Raw genomic sequence first — 26,439 nt, 5'->3', positions numbered from 1 at the left:
TTTTACTTATATAAACTTTTTCAAACCAGTAGGAGTAATCAAATAATCTAACGGAATATCAAAGGAACCGACATCAGTAATATGTTGAACCGGTTCAAAAAAAGAAACACCGATTTTCAAACAGCTAGGCTTGCATCTCATTAAAAACCTGTCATAAAACCCTTTCCCATACCCTACCCTATTTCCATAATTATCAGCCACCAACAAAGGAACCAATACAGCATCGAGCTCCGTCTCTTTAATTTCCTCTCCAGAATTAGGCTCCATGATGCCCCATCTATTTTCTACCAAAGACACCTCTTCTGTAAATAAAAAATGACACATAGAAAAGTCTAAATTATTAGAGCGACCTATCACAAGTGCCATATTAGACCTATAATTCTTCACGTAATTTATGAAAGGGTATATATTAGGTTCATTCATCTTTTTAATGGGTAAGAAAACATGCAAAAACTTAATAGTCGCCCAAGGAAATTTAATCAGCTCTCTAACAATTGCAGCACTATTTTGCTCTTGATCCGAAGAAGACAGCAAGTTTCTCTCTTCCTTATATTTTGCTCTCAATTGTTGCTTTGTCATAATCAAAGTCCATAAAAAAACAAACGGTCTTGCGCCGAATTAGCAACAAGACCGAATAATCAACCTAAACCTAAAGATTTTATTTAACACGCTCAATATAGTCGCCTGTTCTTGTGTCTATCTTAACCTTATCCCCTTCATTAATAAAAAGAGGCACCCGAATTTCCACTCCCGTTTCTACTGTAGCCATTTTTAATGCATTTGTTGATGTATCACCCTTAACTGCAGGTTCTGTATAAGTTATTTCTAACTCCACAGTATTAGGAGTGTTTGCCATTATAGGCTCTTCACTTTCAAAAGCTACAACGACATTCATACCATCTTTCAAAAACCGCGCCGATTCCCCGAATAATGTTTTTGGTATGTTAAATTGTTCATATGTATTATTATCCATGACAACGAAGAACTCTCCATCATCATATAAATATTGATAATCATTAGTTTCTACACGTGCAATTTCTACTTCTTCATCTGTTCTAAAACGATACTCCACTATTTTACCCGTGCGAATATTTCGCATACGTGCCTGATAAAATGCACGTAAATTCCCTGGAGTACGGTGAATAAATTCTTCAACTGCTACCAATTCTCCGTTATAACGAAGTACATTTCCTGATTTTACGTCGGATGCTTTAGCCATTACAAAATTTCTTGATTTTACTCTAGCAAAAATACTAATTTATATGCTGTTTATCAAAAACCACTCGACTCATTACAAATAATAAATATACAGTAACACTCCTTCTCCAAACAATTTCACTTGAACAAAACGTTAAGGAAATAATAAAAAATGCTGTTAGGTGGGTTATTTGTAGGATAGGATATTAACATGCTGATCACAAAAACTATACTCTTTTTCTTGATTAGAGCCGACTATCAGCAATCTGTCAGCCCCTATTGTTTCTTCAATTAAAGAAAGATACCAATTCTCTCCTGCATAATCTAAATTACTAGTAGGTTCATCCAACAAAACTAATTCACTAGCAGAACAACAGGCCAAAGCTAGTTTAACACGTTGCTTCATTCCAGATGAAAAAAATCGAAGCTCCTTATTCGCCGCTTGCGGTAAAGCCAAAAGATCCAGTACTCTTTCAAGAGTATAATCCCCTAAAAAGTCTGTAAATTTAAAATGGAAGGTCAACATTTCCGTCAAAGTTAACTCTTCAATGAGTTCCATATAGGGTGCGGCAACACTAAGGTACTTATAAAGATGATCGATAGGCAACAGGCCATCTTGTTTTTGCCTATACATTATGGTCCCCTCACTCGGGGAAAGACTGCCTGATATAACTTTAAGTAAAGTTGATTTGCCCGAACCGTTGGGTCCGAGCACTGCATATTTATTTCCTAATGAAAAAGTATAATCCAATCCTCTAAAAATCCACTCTCTATTATACCTTCTTCCTAAATTGTGTAGAGTTATATTCAATAATATTCCTTTTTCTTAATTTAAAGTGTTGAGGTTTTCCCTTGATTAAACCCCTTGATTACTCCTCGATTCGAATTACGTACAAATGAAACAATTTCATCTCGTATCTCTGTGGGTGAAAACTCCGCTTCGATCAGATCTAATGCTTTTGTTAAATTTCGATTCTGAACGAATAAAACACGGTATATATCTTGAATTTCTGTTATTTGCTCTGGAGAGAAACCTCTCCTCCTAAGGCCTACAGAGTTAATTCCAGCATAAGAAATAGGTTCTCGTGCAGCTTTAATAAAAGGAGGGACATCTTTTCGAACTAAAGTGCCTCCCGTAACAAAAGCATGTGAGCCGATCTTACAAAATTGATGAACAGCAACCATACCTGCCAACACTACGTAATCACCTACAGTAATATGTCCGGCCAACGTGCTAGAGTTGGAAAAGATACAGTTATCCCCTACAAAACAATCATGCGCTATGTGACTATATGCTTGAATCAAACAGTTTTTACCAATAACCGTTTTATAACGATCTTTAGTCCCTCTATTAATAGTGACACATTCCCTGATCGTTGTATTATCTCCAATTTCTGCCGTGGTTACTTCCCCTTCAAACTTTAGGTCTTGTGGTTCTCCAGAAATAACGGCTCCAGGGAAGATACGACAATTCCTACCGATACGAGCTCCATTCATAATAGTCACATTAGATCCGATCCATGTTCCTTCTCCAATTTCAACATCCTTATGAATTGTAGAAAAAGGCTCTATAACAACATTCTGAGCAATTTTCGCTTCTGGATGTATATATGATAACGGTTGTATCATTCTATATATTTTTAACTTTTACAATTTGAGCCATCAATTCGGCCTCACTAACTACTTTATCCCCTACCATTCCTAATCCTTTCATCTTCGCTATACCACGACGAATAGGCTCTAATAGCTCACAGGTAAATATCACGGTATCACCCGGCGTCACTTGATTCTTAAAGCGCGCATTCTCTATTTTTAAAAATAATGTCAGCCAGTTTTCAGGATCAGGAACTGTATTCAACACAAGGATACCACCTGTTTGTGCCATTGCTTCAATTTGTAAGACCCCAGGAAATACAGGAGAACCAGGAAAATGTCCCATAAACAGATCTTCATTCATAGTCACATTCTTCAAACCCACAACATGTGTTTCAGAAAGCTCCAATATTTTATCGACCATTAGAAAAGGCTGGCGATGTGGCAAAATATTCATTATTTGAACAGTGTCATACACCGGCTTCATATTAGGATCATAAGTTTTTATATTTTTACGATTCCTATCACGCTTAATTTGTGCTTTGATCTTTTTTGCAAATGCAACATTCGCAGCATGGCCTGGGCGTGCTGCCATAATGTGACCTTTAATGGGCCGTCCTACCAATGCTAAATCCCCTATCATATCTAACAGTTTATGTCTAGCTGGTTCATTTCGGTATCGAAGTTGGATATTATTAAGAATTCCTTCACTTGCCACGTCGACACTCTTATTAAACAACGTAGATAGTTTTTCTAATTCGACATCACTGACCTCTTTATCCACCACAACTATAGCATTGGATAAATCTCCCCCCTTAATGAGATTATTGCTCAACAGAGCCTCCAGCTCATGCAAAAAACAAAAAGTGCGTGAACCTGATATTTCATTTTTAAACTCTGTTATATTACTTATTGATGCATGCTGACTACCAAGTACAGGTGAGTTAAAATCAATCATACATGTTAACCGATACCCATCAAGGGGCATCGCCATAATCTCTACCTTTCTGTCTTTTTCAATATAAGTGACATTCTCTTTAATCTCGTAATAATCACGGTCAGCGTCTTGTTCTACATACCCTGTTTCTATAAGTTTATCCACAAAGATACGGGCACTGCCATCTAAAATCGGTACTTCGGGAGCATCCAATTCAATTAAAACATTATCTATTTGTAGACCAACAAGTGCAGCCATTAAGTGTTCTATTGTACTAACGGACGCTCCGTTTTGACTAATTGTTGTCCCACGAGAAGTATCTGTCACATTATCAGCATCAACATCTATAATTGGGTTCCCCTCTAGATCTACCCTTTGAAACTTGTACCAATGATACTCCGGTGCTGGTTTAATGACCATGTTAACCGATCTCCCCGTATGTAAACCAATTCCTGAAATTGATATTTCAGATTTAATGGTTCTTTGCTTGACATTCATATCTAACATTCTTTTTGCTATTTTTCGAGTTTAGCTATATACAAATCTTTCAATTGAGCTTCTAATTCAGCTATACGTTGTTCTAACTGAGGCAATTTAGCATAGATTACATGTGATCTTAAATTGCTACTATATCGCATAGCAGGGGTGCCTCCCCATTTTTTATTCTCTTCAGAGATTGAACGGTTAATTCCTGATTGTGCTTGTACTTGCGAACCAGAGGCAATATGTATATGACCGACAACACCAACTTGGCCCCCCAATACAACATTTTGTCCTACCTTTGTACTCCCTGAAATACCCGTTTGGGCTGCTGCCACCGTATTAGAACCTAGCTCAACATTATGTGCTACCTGAATAAGATTATCCAATTTCACCCCATCCCTTATAATTGTTGAGCCTATCGTTGCCCTATCAATAACTGTATTTGCTCCTATTTCTACGTTCTTCTCAATAATAACGTTACCTATTTGCGGAACCTTACTAAAAGTACCGTCCTTCTGTGGAGCAAAACCAAAACCATCACTGCCGATTACTGTGCCGCTATGGATAGTAACATTATCAGCAATGACACAGTCATAATATATCTTTACGCCAGGGTATAAAACACAATTCTCACCTATAGTCACATCATCACCTATAAAAACCTGCGGATAGATTTTCACATTATTACCAATACGCACATTTTTACTAATATAACTAAAGGCTCCTATATATATATTATCTCCAAGCTTTGCTGATTCATGAACAAAAGATAACTCTTCGATACCCCTTTTCTCTGTACGCAAATTATGATAAACTTTTAAAAGTTCTGAAAATGCAGAGTAAGCATCTTTAACACGTATCAATGTCGAGTTTACAGCTTTGGACAGTTGTAAATCCTCGTTCACAATAACAATCGATGCATTAGTCTGATACAAAAAATGTTCATATTTCAGATTAGATAGAAACGTTAATGAACCATCAACACCTTCTTCTATTTTAGCCAATTGATTTACAACGGCTTCCGAATTTCCTTCAACGTACCCTCCTAAAATGGCCGCTATTTGATTTGCAGTAAATTGCATGTTACAAATGTAAACTATTTATTAATAAATATTTACCTACATATTAACTATTAGTGTAGCGGAAAACCTATTTCCTTGGGGTAAGAAATTGAAAATTTCTCAACACGCCTCGCCAAAGCTTCTAAGTTAGATAAATCTGATGCTTCAGTAATATCTTGCACATTACCAAGCTTGTTTAATATTTTTATGGTGTTATGATGACTATCGTAAGCACGATTCTGAATAACCTGCGTATATACAAAATACCCTACCTCATCATCATTCAAATCAAAATGTTTCTGCACTTCTTCACGAACCTTAGCTACTTCAGCAGTTGTATAAGTTGTATTTCTTAGCTCTGTTCGCAACAAATCACGTTTCATTAATCGTTTACACAATGAACTTAAAATAAAGTCATCTGCAGATATCCATTCCTTTAATGCAGATAATATATCTGTATCATCCAATTTGGTAAACCAATTCAAATGAATTGGATCTTCCCAAAAATTATCCTTATTTACTTTATTCTCCAAGAAATACTTAAGTGCAGAAGTCGCAAACAAATTAACTCCCTGAGTACTTAACTCCTTCGCACGATATAAAGCTTTGATAAGCATTTGCTCAGCCCCAATAACTGTTTTATGCAAATACACCTGCCAATACATTAATCGGCGAGCTATTAAAAATTTCTCAACAGAATAAATACCTTTAGCTTCTACAACTAACTCATCATCATGAACATTAAGCATCTTTATAATTCGATCAAAAGAAATCACTCCCTCCGAGACTCCTGTATAAAAACTATCTCTATTTAGATAGTCCATGCGGTCAGTGTCTAGCTGACTCGACACCAATTGATGAAAAAACTTACGCGGGTAAGCGTCATTAAACATAGTAATAGCTAAATCTAGCTTCCCCTTAAACTCTAAATTCAATACATCCATGAGTTGTGATGAAATCATCTCATGCGAAACCCCTTCCACTAAGGTATGCTCCAAAGAATGTGAGAAAGGACCATGTCCAATATCATGCAAAAGAATTGCTGCCAAAGCAGCTTCCTCTTCATCTACACTAATATTAACCCCTTTACTACGCAAGGTGTCAATGGCCAAAGACATCAAATGCATAGCGCCCAAAACATGTTGAAATCGCGTATGCAAAGCCCCCGGGTACACCAAATGGGTCATACTAACTTGCTTAATAAATCGCAATCTTTGCAAGAAAGGATGTTGGATAAGATCAAAAATAAATGCAGACGGAATTGAAACAAATCCGTAGACAGGGTCATTTATTATTTTTCTCTTATTCAAATCTCTTATTTTACTTTATATTCTAAATCAAAATTTCACAAAAATAAACCATTGATTTTCACAGACAAATCACTTAGTCAAACTATATAAAAGAAAAACAAAAAAAGATCTTTTTATTTTTCTTTTATATAGTTTCAGTAACTTTTCTTACCAAAGTCTAAATTATGGCAAAGATACGCAGAATGAAGTTAATTTATGTTAAAAATAAAGCACCTACGTAGTCATTTCATTATTTTGTTAAAGAATACATATTCACTACTACAAACAGTTCTTGTTTTATAACAAGAAAAAAAGTTACTGCACGAAAACACAAACATGATAAACAACATACACATACTTTGGGCTGATGATGAAATTGATTTTTTACGCCCTCATATTATGTTACTTGAAGAAAAAGGTTATAGAGTAAAAACAGTAAATAATGGAAATGATGCAGTAGATGCGTTTCGAAATGAACCATTTGACTTGGTATTCCTTGATGAAAACATGCCAGGCAAAACAGGTCTAGAAACATTAGCCATATTAAAAACAATAAATCCAACAATTCCCACGATATTAGTTACAAAAAATGAAGAAGAACATCTAATGGAAGATGCAATAGGCTCTAAGATTGACGATTACCTAATTAAACCTGTCAATCCAAAGCAAATTCTATTAACGATTAAAAAATTCACAGAAAATAAACGACTGATAAGTGAAAGAACTTCCATGGCTTATCAACAAGAATTCCGCAATTTGGGAATGAGTATTAACGATGATCTAAATCATCAAGAGTGGGCAGATGTCTATAAGAAGATAGTATACTGGGAACTTTCTCTACAAAAATTAGAAGATGCAGGCATGCATGAAATACTAACTATGCAAAAGGCAGAAGCCAACAGCACATTTTCCAAATTTATAGAAAAAAAATACCTTAGTTGGATACAGAACAAAGAAGAAGGCCCTTTACAGTCTCATCAATTATTCAAAAAGAAAGTTCTCCCGACACTAGAAGAAGGGAATCCTACATTTTTCTTTCTCATTGACAATCTACGATACGATCAGTGGAAAATAATCAATGACATCATAACAGACTACTACAGACTTGAAGAGGAAAGCACCTATTACAGTATACTCCCAACAGCTACACAATATGCGAGAAATTCGATTTTTAGCGGATTAACCCCTTTAGAAATGGAGAGACGATTTCCTAAAGAATGGCAAAATGATGATGATGAAGGAGGAAAGAATTTATATGAAAACACTTTTTTAACAGATCAAATCTCGCGGTTATGCCGGAGACCTATTAAACACTCCTATAACAAAATACTTACGCTAGAGCAAGGAAAAGACATTGTAGACTCATTAAACAATCTCATGCAAAATGATCTAAATGTATTAGTATACAACTTTGTCGACATGCTATCACATGCTAGAACAGAAATGCAAATGTTAAGAGAGCTAGCAAATGACGAGCGTGCATATCGCTCGTTAACCTTATCATGGTTTGAACACTCTCCTTTACTTGACGCACTTAAATGGCTTGCTCAAAAAAAGGCTCGAATTATTATTACCACAGACCATGGAACTATCCGTGTAAAGAAACCAAGTAAAATAATAGGCGATAGACATACAAACACTAATCTTCGTTATAAACAAGGTAAAAACTTAAACTATAACACAAAAGAGGTTTTCGTAATCAAAAATCCACATGACGCACAATTACCAAGACTACATGTAAGTTCAGTATTTGCATTTTCTAAAGATGATTATTACTTTGTTTACCCAAATAACTATAATCAGTTCGTCAATTATTACCACGGCACATTTCAACATGGAGGAATCTCACTAGAAGAAATGATTATCCCATACGCTGTTTATACGCCAAAGGGCTAAAGAGTCAGGAGTAGCAAGTATATTTAAATATAATAATTTGCATTAAAAATCAAACTTATCTAAGTTTGAAGATGGAATTTGATTTAAAAAATATTGATCAATTACAGGCTTTTGCTAAAGAGATCATAGATAACTTTCCTTCTGATCGTATTTTTTTATTTTACGGCAGTATGGGAGCAGGAAAAACAACAATAATAAATGCATTGTGCAAGTATCTGCAAGTAAAAGATAACACATCAAGCCCTACCTTTTCTATAGTAAATGAATATAAGTCACCAATTGGACCCATTTATCATTTTGATTTCTATAGATTAAAAAGCGAAGAAGAAGCTCTGGATTTAGGCTACGAGGATTATTTTTATTCCAATAACTACTGTTTTATTGAATGGCCTGAAAACATCCCCAATTTACTTCCCTTGGAAGCTAAAGAAATACATATTAGAGTCATATCACCAGAGCATAGAAAAATTTTTGTCAAATAAATTTATCGCACGACGCAACCTTTTCTTTCTTTTTCACATCTTATATACTAAAGACTGATCAAAATTGGAAAAAGATAGCTTAGATAAAATATGGGGTGCTTGCTTACGAAGAAGCAGAAAAGCTCAATTCGAACTTTATCAATTGTTTTCAAAAAAAATGTTCGCCATATGTATCAGATATACAGAAAGTGAGCAAGAAGCAGAAGATGTTTTACAAATCGGTTTTTTAAAAGTGTTCACCAATTGTCATGATTATAAAGGCAATGGATCATTAGAAGGTTGGATAAGACGTATTATTATTAATACGGCATTAGAATTTCATAGAAAAAACAAATACACTTTTACAAACAATGCTGATGAACATCTTCAAAGCATCATTTCTTCACAAGAAACACATCACCCCATCTACTATAAAGACCTCTTATCATTAGTCAAAACGCTGCCACTCGGCTATCGAACAGTATTCAATCTCGCTATTATAGAGGGATATTCACATAAAGAAATAGCTATTATGCTTTCTATAAGTGAAGGAAATTCTAAATCTCAATTATCAAGAGCAAGACTCTGGCTAAAAGAGAAATTGATTAGTATAGAAAATATAAACTCATGAAAAACGAAGAACTTGACCAGCTATTTAAAGAACAACTGGCAGACAAAGAGATATCCCCACCAAGCTTTATTTGGGATAAAATAGAAAAAGAGCTTGCACCAAAACATAAAATAAACTGGATAAGATATGCAGCTATCTTAGCTATTATTTTCAGTTCGGCTCTAACTATATTCTTCGTAAAGAATACCAAGACATTATCTAGCCCAGAAAAAAACATGGATGATAAGATATCTAACTTAGCTATGCTAGATAATAAAATAACTAAGGAAACAACAAGCGCCGAAGCACCCCTAAAAAAAACAGAACATCTTCCAGAAAACATCATAAAAAACAGTGATGTTTCCCAAGACAAAACTCAAAATAAGGTGTCATCTTCCGCTTACAAGGTAAAAGCACGTGAAACCTTTTCAACGAGACAAACTATACACATAGAGGAGCCACTTGTTGAGAACAACCTAAAAGAGCTAACAAAAAACACTGGTCACCAACCACTTATCACATATCACATGGTAGAAGCAGGACCAATACAGTCACTGATTAGTTTTCCCGAACAAGAAGACAATATGCTAGCAAGTCTCGCAACAAGTGAAGACGAAGCCTTGCCTCCTCTGATTAATAAAATTATTGATAAAATACGTCCAACAGATCGTGAAACACCAATAAAAGTCAGCAAAGACAATGAAGGTTCTATACAAATTGATTTCAAAAATATTTTTGCAAAAAACAAAAACAAAAACAAAAGAAATAAATAAATAAAGAAAAAACACAAATCATTAAACATTTTTAAACCATAGATACAAATGAAAAAAACATTACTTCAACAGCTCATACCAACAATAGCACTCTTATTAGTTACTTCACTTCAACTATTCAGTCAAGAAGAAATTGAAGCTGACAGTTCAAGAAACAAAAGAAATGAATTAACTGATTTGGTCCATAAAAAAGACTATGATGACCGCGGAAAAAAAATCACCTTTCCTCGTACTTTTGGCGGCTTAACGTTCACACGAATTGATTGGGGGTTTTCTAGGCCCATTGATGATGGTAGCTTTACCTTTTCTGAAGACAACAGTTTCTTAAGTTATAGTAAAGCATCAAATTTCGGCTTTGATATTGCACAATTTGGTGTACGATTCAATGATGTCGTAAAAGTATATTTATCATCAGGCTTTGAGTGGAATTACCTACGTCTGAAAAAAGATATCTTTCTCAATACAGACGCTACCCCACTAGACTACACTGTATCAAATGTAGAATTTAAAAAAAACATCCTCACCTCAACTTATTTGAGACTTCCGTTATCAGTGGAATTTAGAGGCAAACCAAACCGTAATGGCGACCGTCTTAAACTTGCCGTTGGCGCTATGACAGGAATACTTTTAAAAGGATCACAGCGCATAAAAGATAATAAGGGAAAACATCGCTACAAGGATAATTTCAATCTAGCCAGCTTTCAATATGGTGCTTTTGCCCGCATTGGTTTCGGTAGTATGGCAATTTTCACGAAATATTACATGAATGATATGTTCGAAAACAGCCCTGCACAAAAAGGTCTTCATAACTTTACTTTCGGAGCTACACTTGGATTTTAAAATTTTAACGGAAACCAAACATTGGGAATTAAAAAGTAGCTTATTATTATGTATTTTTGTGCCGAACTTCAAATTCGGCACAATTTCATGGTAAACAACTTGTCTTCCTGCTCATATTCTCATTCATCAACTCAGACCCAACAAGGACTTGCTATGATAGATGGTAAACAAGTTTCACTATTTTTTCAAGCTAAAGATCAAATTATTGCTGTTGATAATGTGAGCTTTGAAATTCAGCAAGGTAAAACAACCGCTATTATAGGGGAGTCCGGTAGTGGCAAAAGCACATTATTAAAGCTTATTTACGGACTCCTTGAGCCAAATAAAGGAGAAATTCGCTATAAAGGGAGTATAGTACCGACCCGGAAAGACAAGCTAATCCCAGGTCATGATGCAATGAAATTAGTATCGCAGGGATTCGATGACCTCAATCTATACGCAAATGTATGGGACAACGTTTCTTCACAACTCCCAAACACAAACATCAATTTAAAACATACTAAAACACAGGAAACTTTAGAGCGTTTGAAAATCGCTCATCTCGCTAAACAACGCATTGCAGACCTCAGTGGAGGAGAAAAACAACGGGTTGCAATCGCAAGAGCATTGATTAATAAGCCAGAGGTCCTATTAATGGACGAACCCTTTAATCAGGTTGACGCTGCATTTAGAGACGCTCTTCAACAGGATATTAGTCAAATTGTTGAAGAAACCGGACTAACAATTATTTTAGTATCACATGATCCCACAGAAGTATTAGCGATGTCAGATGAACTGATCGTCATGAAAGATGCAAAAATAATTGAACAAGGCAAACCTAATACTTTATATCACCAGCCTAAAAATGCCTACACAGCACTTCTTTTAGCTAAAAGCAACATTATCAATGCAAAGCAAGCAAAATCAATATCAATTACGACACAGCAAAGAATAGCTATACACCAAGAAAACATACAATTTCAAATTGATCCACAGGGTGAATTCACCCTAAAAAACATACGTTTTAGAGGCTTTTATAATGAGCTTATTATCAGCAACAACATAATAGATTTACACCTTATACAGTTTCCTCCCTTTTCTACAACCCTAGGCATAAAAGGACATATTCAGATAAGCAAATACATCGAAGTCCAAGTGTAATAGTCCTTTATTCATCCAATAACTTTCCAATAAGAGCTATAAGTTCTGTAAATTCATCATCCGTATAACCTAAAGACAAATAAGCAATCTGCCCATCCTTTCCCACCAAAACATTCCTCGGGATACCTGAATCAGCAAATAAACTGAATACACTTCTGTTTAAATCAGAATAAAACGGAAATGTATACTTAAATTTTTCAGCAAAGGGATCAAGCTTTTCCCAGCCTTCCTCACGGGCCAGAACTAAAACATCAAAATCAACTCTTTTTCCCCACTTATCCCAAATCTCTTTTTGTAGCCTGGGTAACTCTTGCCTACAGGGAGGGCACCAGGTAGCAAAAAAATTCAACAAGACAACCTTCCCTTGAAAATTATCAGAATTCACCTTTTCTCCTTCTTTACTCTCCACAATAAACTGGGGCACTGTATCACCTAATTCTACTTTCCAATCTTGTGCATTTATATTGACAAATATCAATATAAATGAAATTAACAATAAATTCCTCTTTATATTCACTCTATACTTTAATTTTAATTTTCCACTACATTAATCGTCTAGCGTCTTTAACCACTTGAAAAGAGCATCTGCCCAACTGCGCGGATCACTTTTATTGATGAGGCCAAAGCCATGCCCCCCCTTTTCATATTGAAAAAACTCATAATTTATTCCAGCTTCCTTTAAAGCATCAATATACACTGTCGTGTTACTAATTAAAACAGCCTTATCATCAACTGCATGTACTAAAAAGGTCGGAGGCGTACGCCTGTCTACTTGCTGTTCTAACGAAAAATAAACAACATCAACAAGATCTGCTTCACGCCCTATAAGATTATCCTTAGAGCCCAAATGTGTAATTTCCCCATCCATTGAGATAACAGGGTATATTAAAGCTGAAAAATCAGGTCTTAGCGATACCTCTGAAAGGTTTTCAATTTTTAAATCATCGAAGTGATTTGACAAAGTTGCGGCCAAATGTCCTCCAGCAGAAAACCCAATAACCCCAATCTTTGAGAAATCATGGTTTTCACGAATATACTGCATACTTCGTTGCGCATCTTGGAGAGGGCCAATCTTACGATCTATCATCGTTGCTTCTTTAGGTAAACGATAATACAGTACAAAAGCACTATAACCTTCTTTATTAAAAGCTTTTGCTATATCATGACCTTCATGATTAATTGCGACCATACCGTAGCCACCTCCAGGTATTATTAACACAGCTTTTTTCGCTCCTTTTAACTCATACTTATATAAAAGAGGCGTATCTTCCTTTCCTATAACCTCCATCTTTGCGTTAGGAATATCATTATTATACAGGATAATTTCTTCTTGCGCTTGAGCACTATACATGAATATCATTAAAATTACTGTTAACATCTTATGCTGCACTAGCAGCAAATTAGTGTGTCTAGAAAGACTATTTATTAACCAACTCATATTATTTTTATTGATTAGCAACTATAATAAGGTTCAAATCTTTGACAGGTAGGCCAAAAAACTCTCCCATATCTTTATTCGTTAACATTCCTTGATACAAGTAAATAGCATTTCGAATTCCTTTATCAGACCATATCATACTATTTATTCCTCCATGCTCACCAATTTGTAAGAGCAAAGGTGTTAAAATATTCGTCAATGCATAAGTCGCGGTTCGAGCGACCCTTGATGCCACATTCGGAACACAATAGTGAATCACGTCATATTTTCTAAAAATAGGTTTATCATGTGTTGTTACTTCCGAAGTTTCAAAACACCCCCCCTGATCAATACTGATATCAATTAATACAGAGTTTGGCTTCATATTGGAAACGGTGTTTTCTGAAATAAGACAGGGAGACCTGCCATTCGTAGCCCTTATGGCACCAATAACCACATCGCACGATTTTACAGCTTTATTTAACACCATAGGCTGAATTACAGAAGTAAACACTCTACTCCCAACATTATTCTGCAAACGACGAAGTCTATATATAGAACTATCAAAAACTTTAACCTGAGCACCTAAGGCAATAGCCGCTCGAGCAGCATATTCACCTACTGTCCCTGCGCCTAGTATAACCATTTCTGTTGGCGGCACACCTGTGACGCCCCCCAGCATTAACCCCTTACCTTCAAATACATTACTTAAGTATTCTGCAGCAATTAATACAGAAGTAGCACCAACAATCTCACTCATTGCTCTAACAATAGTAAGATGTCCACCTTCATCTTCCAGATATTCAAATGAAAGCGCAGTTATCTGCTTCCTGATGAGCTCATTTAACACTTTAATATCCATCAACGAAGGTTGTTGGGATGACAATAGACAAAGCTTGTTTTTCATCAGTCCTACTTCTTCTAAAGTTGGTCCTCCTATTTTCACAACAATATCACACTGAAAAACATCAGCTTTGCTGTAGCATATTCTAGCACCTTGTTCACTATAATGTTGATCTAAAAAATTCGAAGCAGTTCCCGCACCTGTCTCTATAAGAACGTCATAACCATACTCTAATAATAAAGCCACTGAAAAAGGAGTTAAAGGCACACGGCGTTCTTGAAAAGCAACTTCCTTTGGCACACCAATACTCAAATTACTTTTACTAGAATCAACTGATTTTAATGATTCCTTAGGTTGAAAAAAGGCTTTTTGTGCAATTTTAGCTATATCATTCATGTATCATAAACTCATATTTTTCAAACACGTGAATTTAACTATTATTATCGAATTATTAACGTTTAAACTACAATTACATTAATTTTGTATAATTTTACAGCGGTGTAATTATTTAGACTCTAATGCGTAACCTTTCGATATTCAATCAAATGGGCATAGTTCCAAGATGGACAATATTTCTCTTCGATCTAGCCATAGCTTTTATAGCCTATATATTTGCCTATGCAGTCTTTTATTCTTTTGACCTAACTGCTTATGCAAGACCAAATTTTGCGATTGAGATTATATATTCCTTAAGCATAACCGCTTTTTCCTTTCTTGTCTTTCGTCTTTATTCAGGCATTGTCAGATATACAAGCGCGGTAGACTCTATACGAATACTTTCAACTCTACTTTTCAATATCATTATCTTATTCACAGTTAAGCTTATTCTTATTGCTATCGGCAAGCCTACATTAGTACCCACCAATATTATTATTATTTATAGCTTATTTGCTTTTGCAGGACTAATCACATACCGGACACTAATAAAAATTTTCTTTCAATATACAAAAACTAAAAGCTCCAACACAAAAAACATTATTGTATACGGTGCTGGGGACCTTGGTATTGCAGTAAAACGCACATACGATCATGATCTCAAATCAAATAAATTTATAGTAGCCTACTTAGACGATAGCGATAGTAAAATTGACAAATATATTGATGGTATAAGAATATATAGTTCTTCTGATTTACAAAAGCTAATTTCTAAATTTGAGATCGAAGAATTAATTTTCGCGTCTAACAATATTGATCCCGAAAACAAAGATCTAGTCACTGACATTTGTTTAGAACATAATATTAATGTCTTAACACTTCCGCCAGTTCATGAAATTATAAATGGCAGTCTTTCTCCTAATCAAATTAAAAAAATTAAAATTGAAGACCTTCTAGAACGACCACAAATAAAACTCTCTAATCATAATATACTAAGTCAATTGGAAGGGAAAAGAATCCTAGTTACCGGCGCGGCAGGATCTATCGGTAGTGAAATCGCAAAACAATTAAGCCGTTTCAACCCACAACTCATTGTTCTTTGTGACCAAGCAGAATCTCCTTTACATAATCTACACCTAGATTTACAAGAAAGGTTTAAAAAACAGATTTATCAATCTTTTATTGCCGATGTTAAAGACGAAACGCGTATGCGTACCCTATTCGAAACTTTCAAACCTCACCATGTCTATCATGCTGCTGCATATAAACACGTGCCTATGATGGAAAACCATCCACTAGAAGGTGTTCAAACCAATATTTTCGGCACATATAATGTAGCCAACCTAGCCGTTGAGTTCGGGGTTTCAAAATTCGTTTTTGTATCGACAGATAAAGCTGTTAATCCAACAAATATAATGGGAGCAACAAAACGAATTGCCGAACTATATATACAATCTTTGGACAGCAATTTATTAGCAAACAGAAAGGATACAAGTTGTACACGCTTTATTACAACCCGATTCGGAAACGTATTAGGTTCCAACGGGTCGGTTATACCTCGTTTCCGAGATCAAATTGAAAAAGGCGGTCCTGTCACTGTCACACACCCTGATATAACACGTTACTTTATGACTATCCCCGAAGCGTGTCAACTCGTCATCGAAGCAGGGTCTATGGGAAATGGAGGCGAAATTTTCGTCTTTGATATGGGTAAATCAGTCAAGATTGTTAATCTTGCTGAAAAAATGATTCGATTATCTGGTCTAACGCCCTACAAAGACATCGAAATCAAATTTACAGGATTACGTCCTGGAGAAAAATTATATGAAGAACTTTTAAATGATCTTGAAAACACTCTTCCAACACATCATCAAAAAATAATGATTGCTAAAGTACGTCATAATCAATTCGACTATATTAATACACAGATTAACGAATTGCGCAAAGCAGCAAACAGCAACAACAATATGACATTAGTCCGCCAAATGAAAGTCATTGTCCCCGAATTTTTAAGCCAAAATTCAATATATGAACAACTAGACAGAGAAATTAGCAACCCTAATTAAAACAAATACATAAGAGAATTTCTATTAATACTTGCAATAAAATTTTAAAAGTGTAATTTTGCGTTCCATATTTATTTTACCTTAGTAAAAATGTCAGACAAAAATGTAAATCCCAATGAACCTAAAAAAGCATCAGGTTCATTTTTTCAGGACAATCAAAAAAGTTTAACCTTCATCATTGGAGGTATAATTGTTTTGGTTTTATTATATTTAGGCTATCAAAACCTTTATTTATCCCCGCGCGCTGAAAAAGCTGCAAATCAGATCTATAAAGCCGAAGAGTATGCACTTATTGATTCTCTACAAGCCAAAGCAATCGAGGGTGACGGTTCTTTTCTCGGCTTTAAAGAGATTGCAGAAGAATATTCCAATACTAAATCTTCAAATATTGCAAACGCTTATTTGGGCGGCCTATATTTACGTCAAGGAAACTTCCAAGACGCAATAAAATATCTTCAAAAATATTCGCCAACAGGCAGTGAAATTTTAGACCCGCTGGTTATAGGTTTGATTGGAGATGCTTATTCAGAGTCTAAAGACTATAAAAAGGCTGCTGACCACTATAAAAAAGCTACGGAAAAAAATAAAAACTCCTATACTACCCCTTTATTCTTAAAAAAATTAGGGCTGGTCTACGAAGCATTAGAAGATTTTAAAAGCGCTGAAAAAATTTATCAATCAATAAAAACAGATTATCCTGAAAGTACGGAAGCCAACATGATAGATGGACCTCTTGCACGTGCTCAGGCGAAACAATAATTATAGATTCATTGCAATATCTAAAAAAGCTGCTTATTTCCTATAAGCAGCTTTTTTATTTATCTTTGTATAATATGTCGAGTAGTTTAAAAAATTTATCCGACTTTTCTCATATAGAGGTTGGTCGTGCAGAAGATTTAAAATTTGCGATTGTTGTCGCACAATGGAACGCTAACGTAACAGGGGCATTACTTGGTGGTGCAATTAATGCCTTATTAAAACACGGAGCGGCAGAGAGTAATATCGAGGTCATCGAAGTCCCAGGAAGCTACGAGTTAATAGCTGGTGCAGATATTGTTTTAAGAAAAAAAGAACTGGATGCAATAATATGCTTAGGATCTGTAATACAGGGAGAGACTCGCCATTTCGACTTTATATGTGACGCAGTAGCCAATGGAATAGCAAATACGGCTCTTAAATATAATAAACCTGTTATATTTGGTGTATTAACGACAGAAAATCTTGAACAAGCATTAGATCGAGCTGGCGGTAAACACGGAAATAAAGGCGAAGAAGCAGCTATTACTGCTATTCAAATGGCACATATTCAAAGAAAGTACTAATTCTCCTTTTTTAATGAATTCATTTCAAGTAAAACGTTATTTTATCCTACTCATCGGATTCTTAATCATCGGGACAGCTTTCATATCATCTTGCTCATCACAAAAAAGCTGCGCTGCATATAGCACGTACCCAAAGAAAAAAATGAGAAGCAAATAAAGCTCTTAATAATTCGCACGAATAAAAGAATAGTGTTAGAGTTTTTCTGAGCACGTATATATGGAACATACTCAAGATTAATCATGAAAAAACTCGTTAGATTATTCGTTTTTCTACTCTTTGTTCTCCCTTTCTTATCTGCTCAAGGGCAAATAAACAAAGAAGCAAGTCAAATGCTATGGAAGGGTATAGGAGGCAAAGAAAAATGGGAGAAAACCAATTATATACTCTTCGTGGCAAATGGAGGCGAATTAGATTATACACAATCGGCTAGAACTTTTTTAGTTAACAGAAAATCAGGACAAGTTCGATTCGAAGGCAAATCACTTAACGGCGACAATCTTGCTGTATTTTTCAACTTTAACTCTGGTAAAGTGACCAAATTTTATATCAATGGCACTCAGCTTAAAGAACTAAACGATACAACCATTAAAAAGTGTGACAAAATAAAAAATCAATTTCAACAAGATATTTCTTTCTTATTTCTATCGGCATTAGTCAATACACCTGAAACAAAGACTGGAACTTTATCTTCAAAAATTATAAATGCTGAAAAGTTACAATCTATAAATATAGAATTGAAAAATGGTGCATTAAGCGGTGAAGTACTATTTAACGCAGAAACTGGATATATTAAACAATTAATAACGAAAGATAAAGGGACTTATTATGTCAACGGCTACAAAGACATAGGGGATGGACTATTTCTCCCTACTTCTTTCAAAAACATTAATAACTCAACAAAAAGTGTTTATTTTTCAACAGTCGCAGCTTTTAGTGATATGGAAGAATCAAAATTTATTCAACTCTAAAAAATGAATTGGCAGCACCTCGTATCAATAAGTCAACTAGAAGAACTTATCTATAAAGAAGAAATTTTTATTATTTTCAAACATAGCACAAGATGTCCAGTAAGTAGTATGGCAAAACGTAATGTAGAATATGATTTCTCTATATTACCGAAGGAGTTTCCAATATACATATTAGATTTAATTGCCTTACGCGACATCTCAGACTTCATCGCTAGCCATTGGGGAGTAAAACATGAATCTCCACAGTTATTAGTTGTAAAGGGAAAATCTTGCTTGTATCACGCATCACATCAAAATATAGAAATAAAAGAAATACTCTCATTTATTTCATAACATAAAGCTTTACTACAAATTGTACTTAAAGCACACGATTTCATCATCGTGTATCTTCAATTAAAAAAATGGACTAAAAGAATTACTTCCAAAAAAAAATAAATAATTTTGGATTATTAAATATACTTTCTATATTTGCACACCGAAAGGCGTTAAGGCCCGTTCGTCTAGGGGTTAGGACGCAAGATTTTCATTCTTGAAACAGGGGTTCGATTCCCCTACGGGCTACAAAAGCAACTCAAAAGAGTTGCTTTTTCGTTTTATCAGGAGAAAAACACATAACTAATACACAGTTTACTTTTGCAAAGGCGTTACTGACCTTCATCAGGAACACTACCACCTCTTAACAGAGAAATTACTATATACTTTTATATTACCCCTCCCTTCCAGACTGTTACCTTATCATAAGATAGACCTACTAGAACTATATTCTCTACTATCTTTGGTATAACAATTTCATTTAACTAAACCTATCATGATTTTTAAAAGTATTTTTAACGTTCTATTTTTTATCTACAAACTATATTTCGGGAAAGAGAAACCCAATATTTTCAATTAAAAGTATGGTACTACCAGACTGCCCCACAAGAAAAACGAGATTCATTTATACCACTTGATATCGAGCTCACAGTAATCGCTAGAGAAACTATACCCTAATTTAAAGAGCCATTATCCTAATTAAGATAATGGCTCCTTTTATTCTATAAATAACATTTATGGATTGGTAGACCACAAACCGACCTCTTTTACAAAGGCTCTTCGTGGCAACTTCAAATGCTGTACAATTAAAAAGGCTAAATCTTCGGGCTGTAAAACTCTTTCAACATCACCATCTGTAAACTCAGCATTTATAGTCATATCTGTAGCGATAGTACTTGGGTTTACCGTAGTAACACGCACATTGGATTTACGCGCCTCTTGCATTAAGCTTTCACTCATATTTATCAAAGCAGCCTTAGATGCTCCATATGCACTCAACTTAGCAGCCCCCTTTAAACCAGCAGTAGAAGCAATATTAATAATATCACCCCTTTGTTTTGTTAGCATATGCGGTAAAATTTCATGCATCATGTAATAACTACCAAATACATTTACTTTAAAAACATCCTCCCATTCTTTAACAGAGAGCTCTAAAAAACCACCAACCTTCAAAATACCTGCATTATTAATTAATATATCTATATTAACACCATTTTCAATTAACTCTTTAACTGCTACAGTTACTGAACTAAAGTCACTTACATCTACTTTCTTATAGTCGACTTTAAGTTCATTATTGATTCTCTTCACTTCATTTGCTAGCGCATTTAAATCTGTTTCAGTTCTTGAAAACAAAATCAGATTTACCCCCTCATTAGCTAATGCCAATGCCATAGCCTTACCTAAACCTTTACCAGCCCCTGTTATCAGGGCAGTTTTACCTTTTAATGATTGCATAAAATATATTATAAATATCGCTTATAAAAATAAAAGTAGTTAAACAATCGTTAAATACTTTTTACGGATAAAAGTTAACAAATATTATATCATTTTTATATTATAAATATTAAAACTATGTTAATTTTCCAGGATTATATATCATTGTTAACAACTCAAATAATTCGGGATGATCCTTTTCTAAAAGCTGAGGCCGTTGAAAAAAATATTCAGACGCCACTGCAAAAAACTCAGCTTCACTTACTCCAGCATAATCCCTAATATTCGATTCATTATTTCTAATCTTGATTATATTGGCATGCATTTCATTAATCCAAGGACGTACTAACTCTTTGGGTATTAAATATTCAGGCACACCATCCACTGCACCATCAGCTTTATCTATCAAATGTACAAATTCATGTATAGCCGTGTGAGAAACTGTCGAATTAAAAAAACCGTTCCGTAGCGCTTCTAAAGAAAGAATCATCTTACGATTCATCACACCTTCTCCAACCATTCCCAAAATAACAGAGCCTTCATTTTTAAGACCATACTGTTCATCAAAGCCCTCAGGATATACGATCACCTCATCTAAGTTCTCATAAGACCAATACTTAAAATGAAACAAAGGAATTGTAGCACTTGTAGCTATCAATATACGGTCTTCATCATTTACCGAGGCTCCCTTCTCTGCCGTTATTTTTGTGGTTGATAAAAAGTAATGCACGCGTTCCGCAAAGGTAAATCTAGCATTTTTATCTAATTCTTTAAAAAAAGACACATTCTTACCTAAAACCTCAATAACTCTAGCCAAATCAGGTATATCTTCAAGAAGAACTTTCTTATTCCCCGTATACTTTATCACATACCAAATTAACAGCCCCCCTATAGTAAATATAAAAACTAGCGTAAGTTGTGTATCAGTTCCCATTATTTTACATCAAATTATAAAAATATTTAAATTCAATATACTACAATACTATCCAAAAAAATATCATTACATCAATTCCGCCAGTTCCTTTAATTTCACTACGCTTGAAACAAATGCCAGTCAATCCCCTGATTCACCTCACCTGCTTACAAGATAACAGATCAAACCCACTTGTATAACTTTACTTAATAGATTTATACGACTATATTGTACTAATCCTTCTGAACATTATTACTATAATATACTAGGCTAACATGGCAAAAAAAATCAGCCAAGCCAATTCACAAGGATTTAATCATAAAAAAAGGCCTCTAAAAATTAGAGACCTCTTTGTACTTATTTATACGTGATGATATCTTACATCATTCCACCCATACCACCACCCATTGGTGGACCAGCTGGGGCTGGATTTTCTTCAGGTTCATCAGCTAATACTGCTTCTGTTGTCAACAACATTGATGCTACTGAAGCAGCATTTTCCAGAGCTACACGTGAAACCTTAGTTGGATCAATAACACCCGCTCCTATCAAGTTCTCAAACACATCTGTACGAGCATTGTAACCAAAATCATCTATACCTTCCTTCACTTTCTGAACAATAACAGCTCCCTCGATGCCTGCGTTATTACAGATCTGACGTAAAGGTTCCTCGATAGCACGTTTAATAATATCAATACCTATATTTTCATCTTCATTAGCACCTTTAAGGTCAGCTAAAGCAGCCGTAGCGCGAATAAATGCAACACCACCTCCAGCAACAATACCTTCTTCAACAGCTGCACGAGTCGCGTGTAAAGCATCGTCAACACGATCCTTTTTCTCTTTCATCTCTACCTCTGTAGTAGCACCTACATAAAGTACAGCAACACCACCTGCTAACTTAGCCAAACGCTCTTGTAGTTTTTCACGATCATACTCAGAAGTAGTTGTTTCGATTTGCGCACGAATTTGACCAACACGTGCCTTAATATCATCAGCAACCCCTGAACCATTGATAATAGTTGTATTATCCTTGTCGATCAATACTTTTTCTGCCTGACCCAAGTACTCTAACTCTGCATTCTCCAACTTATAACCTCTTTCTTCCGAAATAACAGTCCCACCTGTTAAGATTGCAATATCTTCTAACATTGCTTTACGACGGTCGCCAAAGCCTGGAGCCTTAACCGCAGCAACTTTAAGAGAACCACGGATTTTGTTAACTACTAATGTAGCTAATGCTTCACCGTCTAAATCTTCAGCAATTATTAATAATGGTTTACCTGTTTGTACTTGTTTCTCTAAGATAGGTAACAATTCTTTCATGTTACTGATCTTCTTGTCGTAAATTAAAATGTAAGGGTTCTCTAATTCAGCCTCCATCTTATCAGAATTCGTAACAAAATACGGAGATAAGTAACCACGATCAAACTGCATACCTTCAACAGTTTTAACTTCTGTCTCGGTTCCCTTAGCTTCTTCCACAGTAATAACACCATCATTACCTACTTTCTCCATTGCCTGAGCAATTAAAGAACCGATAACATCGTCATTATTAGCTGAAATAGTAGCTACTTGTTTGATTTTATTATTATCAGCACCAACAACCTGTGATTGTGATCTTAAATTAGTCACCACAGTCGCAACAGCTTTATCGATACCACGCTTAATATCCATAGGATTAGCACCCGCAGCAACAGACTTCAAACCCGGAGCAATAATAGCCTGCGCCAGTACTGTAGCGGTTGTAGTACCGTCACCTGCTTGATCTGCAGTTTTAGAAGCCACTTCCTTCACCATCTGTGCTCCCATATTCTCTAAAGCATCTTTCAACTCGATTTCTTTAGCTACAGAAACACCATCTTTTGTAATTAATGGAGATCCAAATTTTTTCTCTATAATTACGTTACGACCTTTAGGACCTAATGTAACTTTAACAACATTAGCTAATGTATCTACACCTTTTTTTAGTGCATCACGAGCCTCAACGTTATATCTTACTTGTTTTGCCATGTTTTCTTTTTAATTTTTTGTTTTTCAGAAATTGATTCTAATAATTGACTAATTAAAGGACTGCGTATATATCAGCTTCACGCATAATTAAATATTCTTTGCCTTCATACGTTATTTCAGTACCTGCATACTTACCGTATAACACTTTGTCACCAACTTTAACAGTTAATGGCTCATCTGGCTTACCTGTCCCTACTGCAACAATAACACCTTGTGATGGTTTTTCTTTCGCAGTATCCGGAATATAAATCCCTGAAGCTGTTCTTTCCTCTGCAGGAGCTGCCTCTACGACAACTCTGTCACCGATAGGTTTAATACTTAATGACATAATTATTTAGTTTTATTTTTATTTACATTGTTTCAGATTAACTCTCATCACCAATTATGCCAAACGTATAAATCGTCTAATTCTTGACATTTTTGCACCATTCCCCCTATCAATTGACAGTTTCTAAAAAATCAATGCCATACTGTCACACAACTATCTCTACTTATCGTTACATAAAAATGAGGATACGAATTGCCATGAAAAAACCCCACATAATTATTATGTGGGGCTTAACGATTTAACTTAAATTTATATCTTTCTATTTTGTCGAATCCGACGGCACAACTACCGGAGTTGTTCCTTGAGCTGGGTTTAGATTCAATGGCGATGCTTGCGCAGGCGCTTCAATTTGATCGCTTAAACCACCTTTACTAGCTGTTCCTGCCGAAGGCCCAATAATATTAATGGCTAAACAAAAAATCATCAATGCAATAGCTAGTCCCCATGTACCTTTCTCTAAAAAATCTCCTGTTCGCTGAACCCCCATCAAGTTTGAACTTCCAGCAAAGCCTGAAGACAAACCGCCACCTTTTGGGTTTTGAATAAGTACCATAAAAGCCAATAATATGCTTACTAAAATGACTAGGACAATTAAAAATGTTTGCATCTCTTTTAATATAATTAATATAGTTTTTCTTCTAATTTCTTAATTCGGCTCGCAAAGTACGATTTTTTTTCGGGAAACTTCAAAATTAATTTTTTATACACTTCAATTGCTTTAACATACATGGTCTGATTAGCATAAATATTAGCTAAAGTTTCCGTCACTAGATTAAATTGTTCTTCTGAACTCTTTCTCGCTTTATTCTCAGTATTTAACTGATCTGCCTGAGGTGGTTGTATCTGTGGTTCCTCTAGAATAAACTTCTCAATAACTTTTGCCGTCTTATCAATACGGGTATACAAAACATCTTTCTGCTTCACTGCGTCACTCAACTTATCCTCTGGCGGTTGTAAATGAATAATATTTTCCCTAATCTGCTGGTCTAGAATTCCTTCGTCCAACCTTTTCCCTTTCGAATCTACACGCTGTCTAATTGGCAAAGTAAAATCTACAAAAGGCTGATACGTATCGGCATAAGCCATACGTGTTTTCTGAAGCCACCACCTAAAACTATAAGGCATCAGCTCATCATTATACAAACTAATATCTTCATCACAAGCCTCTACTTCTGCGACTTCCTCTCCTAATTTCTCCTTATCATGAATCGCAAAAAAATCACCTCCACCAATCCCTACCTGAACAAGATTCTCTAAAGTTTTAGCTTCATCCTTGAGGTCCAACTCTTCTAAAGTAATAGACAAATTAGATACCGGCTCTTCGTAAGTAGTTTCGATAGCAACAATATCTTTCTGAATCAATTCTTCTTTTTCAGTAAAAGAAAAACCTCCTTCCAAAACATCATCCGTACTCTTCTGCACATAATCATAAAGCCAGCTAGAACTTGGGGCTAACAAAACAGCACAATAATCTAAACTATTTAGATTATTGTTCAAGAATTTACGCCGTTCTTTTGCAAAATAAAGGGGTTGAGAATATGGATATTTAGCAAGCAACATATCAAAATCTACATCACTAAGTAGCCTGGGATCTACTAACGCCGCTCTAAACAATGTTGCTATTTTTTTATCTTGATTTTCCATATTCATTTACCAGTTTGCAAATGCTCGGTTATATACGTCTTCTGTCAATAACTTTATAATTTCCACGTTCAATGACTCTTCTTGAGCCTGAACCTGCCCTGCAAATTCTCTATATTGTGTAAAGGTTTCTTCAAAACTACTCTCACCAGTCTCATCCAAATTGTTTGTATATTTAACTTTTACAGTAATTGTCAGACGATTTAAAGCCGCACGATCTGTATTTGCTTCAACAGCAGCAGGGGTAATATCATAACCTGTGATAACTCCTTCAAACATAGCGTCAGCATTTCCACTCACCTGACTTAGACGCGATTGATTTCGAATACGTTCCTTCAAACCTTCCGTGAAATTTTGACCTAAAGTTGCATAAACCATGGGAGCAATATTTTCGAAAAATTGCACATTAACAGTTTTCATATTTTCTGGTATTGATCCTCCAGTAAAACCATATTTCACCCCGCAACTCTGAGCAAAAAACAAAATCAATACAAAAAACAAAGCAGACAAACTATTACGCAT

The 26,439-nt window shown here is 35.2% G+C and carries 28 protein-coding genes and 1 tRNA gene; 12 read left to right on the top strand and 17 right to left on the bottom strand.

Features of this window, described 5'->3' with window-relative positions; genetic code table 11:
• Window positions 1-6: 6 nt before the first annotated feature.
• From ORI89_RS15220 to ORI89_RS15190, 7 genes are all read right to left on the bottom strand, one after another.
• Entirely contained in the window at window positions 7-579 is a 573-nt protein-coding gene (locus ORI89_RS15220; RefSeq protein WP_268231364.1) for a 5-formyltetrahydrofolate cyclo-ligase, read from the bottom strand.
• 79 nt (window positions 580-658) lie between these two features.
• On the bottom strand, window positions 659-1,219 hold the full coding sequence (efp, locus tag ORI89_RS15215; protein ID WP_268231363.1) for an elongation factor P: 561 nt from the start codon (window positions 1,217-1,219) through the stop codon (window positions 659-661).
• A 165-nt stretch (window positions 1,220-1,384) separates the two neighbouring features.
• On the bottom strand, window positions 1,385-2,008 hold the full coding sequence (locus ORI89_RS15210; RefSeq protein ID WP_268231362.1) for an ABC transporter ATP-binding protein: 624 nt from the start codon (window positions 2,006-2,008) through the stop codon (window positions 1,385-1,387).
• Window positions 2,009-2,028: 20 nt separating this feature from the next.
• Window positions 2,029-2,826 carry an acyl-ACP--UDP-N-acetylglucosamine O-acyltransferase gene (gene lpxA / locus ORI89_RS15205; protein ID WP_268231361.1) on the bottom strand — a complete coding sequence of 266 codons (798 nt, stop codon included), beginning with the start codon at window positions 2,824-2,826 and terminating at the stop codon, window positions 2,029-2,031.
• 1 nt (window position 2,827) lies between these two features.
• Window positions 2,828-4,225: a bifunctional UDP-3-O-[3-hydroxymyristoyl] N-acetylglucosamine deacetylase/3-hydroxyacyl-ACP dehydratase gene (locus ORI89_RS15200; protein WP_268231360.1), complete on the bottom strand. Its 1,398-nt coding sequence runs from the start codon at window positions 4,223-4,225 to the stop codon at window positions 2,828-2,830.
• A 17-nt stretch (window positions 4,226-4,242) separates the two neighbouring features.
• Window positions 4,243-5,292: a UDP-3-O-(3-hydroxymyristoyl)glucosamine N-acyltransferase gene (gene lpxD / locus ORI89_RS15195; protein ID WP_268231359.1), complete on the bottom strand. Its 1,050-nt coding sequence runs from the start codon at window positions 5,290-5,292 to the stop codon at window positions 4,243-4,245.
• Window positions 5,293-5,342: 50 nt separating this feature from the next.
• Window positions 5,343-6,581: an HD domain-containing protein gene (locus ORI89_RS15190; RefSeq protein WP_268231358.1), complete on the bottom strand. Its 1,239-nt coding sequence runs from the start codon at window positions 6,579-6,581 to the stop codon at window positions 5,343-5,345.
• Window positions 6,582-6,896: 315 nt separating this feature from the next.
• On the opposite strand from ORI89_RS15190, the gene porX reads away from it, so the two are divergent.
• The 6 genes from porX to ORI89_RS15160 all read left to right on the top strand — a co-directional run bounded on the left by porX (window position 6,897) and on the right by ORI89_RS15160 (window position 12,280).
• Window positions 6,897-8,456, top strand: coding sequence for a PglZ domain-containing protein (porX, locus tag ORI89_RS15185; RefSeq protein ID WP_442800889.1), 1,560 nt, complete (start codon window positions 6,897-6,899; stop codon window positions 8,454-8,456).
• Window positions 8,457-8,527: 71 nt separating this feature from the next.
• On the top strand, window positions 8,528-8,938 hold the full coding sequence (gene tsaE, locus ORI89_RS15180; protein ID WP_268231357.1) for a tRNA (adenosine(37)-N6)-threonylcarbamoyltransferase complex ATPase subunit type 1 TsaE: 411 nt from the start codon (window positions 8,528-8,530) through the stop codon (window positions 8,936-8,938).
• Window positions 8,939-9,002: 64 nt separating this feature from the next.
• Window positions 9,003-9,548, top strand: a complete 546-nt coding sequence (locus ORI89_RS15175; protein ID WP_268231356.1) for an RNA polymerase sigma factor — start codon at window positions 9,003-9,005, stop codon at window positions 9,546-9,548.
• Window positions 9,545-10,300 (top strand): hypothetical protein, encoded by a 756-nt coding sequence (locus ORI89_RS15170; protein WP_268231355.1) that lies wholly within the window; start codon window positions 9,545-9,547, stop codon window positions 10,298-10,300. Before ORI89_RS15175 ends, ORI89_RS15170 begins: the two co-directional genes overlap by 4 nt.
• A 48-nt stretch (window positions 10,301-10,348) precedes the next feature.
• A complete protein-coding gene (locus ORI89_RS15165; RefSeq protein WP_268231354.1) occupies window positions 10,349-11,140 on the top strand; it encodes an outer membrane beta-barrel protein in 792 nt (263 codons plus the stop codon).
• A gap of 87 nt (window positions 11,141-11,227) precedes the next feature.
• Window positions 11,228-12,280 (top strand): ABC transporter ATP-binding protein, encoded by a 1,053-nt coding sequence (locus ORI89_RS15160; protein ID WP_268231353.1) that lies wholly within the window; start codon window positions 11,228-11,230, stop codon window positions 12,278-12,280.
• A 7-nt stretch (window positions 12,281-12,287) separates the two neighbouring features.
• Here ORI89_RS15160 and ORI89_RS15155 read toward each other — a convergent pair whose 3' ends face one another.
• From ORI89_RS15155 to ORI89_RS15145, 3 genes are read right to left on the bottom strand one after another with little or no spacing between them, the layout of a single operon-like run.
• Window positions 12,288-12,776 carry a TlpA family protein disulfide reductase gene (locus tag ORI89_RS15155; protein ID WP_268231352.1) on the bottom strand — a complete coding sequence of 163 codons (489 nt, stop codon included), beginning with the start codon at window positions 12,774-12,776 and terminating at the stop codon, window positions 12,288-12,290.
• A 51-nt stretch (window positions 12,777-12,827) separates the two neighbouring features.
• Window positions 12,828-13,718 (bottom strand): alpha/beta hydrolase, encoded by an 891-nt coding sequence (locus ORI89_RS15150; RefSeq protein WP_268231351.1) that lies wholly within the window; start codon window positions 13,716-13,718, stop codon window positions 12,828-12,830.
• 7 nt (window positions 13,719-13,725) lie between these two features.
• Window positions 13,726-14,937, bottom strand: a complete 1,212-nt coding sequence (locus ORI89_RS15145; protein WP_268231350.1) for an alanine dehydrogenase — start codon at window positions 14,935-14,937, stop codon at window positions 13,726-13,728.
• Between the two features lie 122 nt (window positions 14,938-15,059).
• On the opposite strand from ORI89_RS15145, the gene ORI89_RS15140 reads away from it, so the two are divergent.
• The 6 genes from ORI89_RS15140 to ORI89_RS15115 all read left to right on the top strand — a co-directional run bounded on the left by ORI89_RS15140 (window position 15,060) and on the right by ORI89_RS15115 (window position 19,834).
• Window positions 15,060-16,982: a polysaccharide biosynthesis protein gene (locus ORI89_RS15140; RefSeq protein WP_268231349.1), complete on the top strand. Its 1,923-nt coding sequence runs from the start codon at window positions 15,060-15,062 to the stop codon at window positions 16,980-16,982.
• Between the two features lie 90 nt (window positions 16,983-17,072).
• Window positions 17,073-17,741 (top strand): tetratricopeptide repeat protein, encoded by a 669-nt coding sequence (locus ORI89_RS15135; protein ID WP_268231348.1) that lies wholly within the window; start codon window positions 17,073-17,075, stop codon window positions 17,739-17,741.
• A 74-nt stretch (window positions 17,742-17,815) separates the two neighbouring features.
• Window positions 17,816-18,304 (top strand): 6,7-dimethyl-8-ribityllumazine synthase, encoded by a 489-nt coding sequence (gene ribH / locus ORI89_RS15130; protein WP_268231347.1) that lies wholly within the window; start codon window positions 17,816-17,818, stop codon window positions 18,302-18,304.
• A gap of 240 nt (window positions 18,305-18,544) precedes the next feature.
• Window positions 18,545-19,273, top strand: a complete 729-nt coding sequence (locus ORI89_RS15125; RefSeq protein WP_268231346.1) for a hypothetical protein — start codon at window positions 18,545-18,547, stop codon at window positions 19,271-19,273.
• Window positions 19,274-19,276: 3 nt separating this feature from the next.
• Complete coding sequence (ytxJ, locus tag ORI89_RS15120) at window positions 19,277-19,606, top strand: bacillithiol system redox-active protein YtxJ (RefSeq protein WP_268231345.1); 330 nt, start codon at window positions 19,277-19,279, stop codon at window positions 19,604-19,606.
• Between the two features lie 156 nt (window positions 19,607-19,762).
• Window positions 19,763-19,834 (top strand) — tRNA-Glu (locus ORI89_RS15115).
• Window positions 19,835-20,320: 486 nt separating this feature from the next.
• On the opposite strand, the gene ORI89_RS15110 is transcribed toward ORI89_RS15115, so the two are convergent.
• The 7 genes from ORI89_RS15110 to ORI89_RS15080 all read right to left on the bottom strand — a co-directional run bounded on the left by ORI89_RS15110 (window position 20,321) and on the right by ORI89_RS15080 (window position 26,439).
• The gene (locus ORI89_RS15110; RefSeq protein WP_268231344.1) at window positions 20,321-21,043 is read right to left on the bottom strand and encodes a 3-ketoacyl-ACP reductase; all 723 of its coding nucleotides are present in this window, start codon (window positions 21,041-21,043) and stop codon (window positions 20,321-20,323) included.
• A 115-nt stretch (window positions 21,044-21,158) separates the two neighbouring features.
• Window positions 21,159-21,956 (bottom strand): zinc-dependent peptidase, encoded by a 798-nt coding sequence (locus tag ORI89_RS15105; protein WP_268231343.1) that lies wholly within the window; start codon window positions 21,954-21,956, stop codon window positions 21,159-21,161.
• 357 nt (window positions 21,957-22,313) lie between these two features.
• Entirely contained in the window at window positions 22,314-23,948 is a 1,635-nt protein-coding gene (gene groL, locus ORI89_RS15100; protein WP_268231342.1) for a chaperonin GroEL, read from the bottom strand.
• A gap of 52 nt (window positions 23,949-24,000) precedes the next feature.
• Window positions 24,001-24,276 (bottom strand): co-chaperone GroES, encoded by a 276-nt coding sequence (locus ORI89_RS15095; RefSeq protein WP_268231341.1) that lies wholly within the window; start codon window positions 24,274-24,276, stop codon window positions 24,001-24,003.
• 259 nt (window positions 24,277-24,535) lie between these two features.
• Window positions 24,536-24,883, bottom strand: coding sequence for a preprotein translocase subunit SecG (gene secG / locus ORI89_RS15090; protein WP_268231340.1), 348 nt, complete (start codon window positions 24,881-24,883; stop codon window positions 24,536-24,538).
• Between the two features lie 14 nt (window positions 24,884-24,897).
• Entirely contained in the window at window positions 24,898-25,920 is a 1,023-nt protein-coding gene (locus ORI89_RS15085; RefSeq protein WP_268231339.1) for a hypothetical protein, read from the bottom strand.
• Between the two features lie 6 nt (window positions 25,921-25,926).
• Window positions 25,927-26,439 (bottom strand): LptE family protein, encoded by a 513-nt coding sequence (locus ORI89_RS15080; RefSeq protein WP_268231338.1) that lies wholly within the window; start codon window positions 26,437-26,439, stop codon window positions 25,927-25,929.

Origin of the sequence: Sphingobacterium sp. UT-1RO-CII-1 (genome assembly GCF_026711005.1) — a bacterium.
Taxonomy (GTDB): domain Bacteria; phylum Bacteroidota; class Bacteroidia; order Sphingobacteriales; family Sphingobacteriaceae; genus Sphingobacterium.
This window is presented reverse-complemented; position numbering and strand designations above follow the sequence as displayed.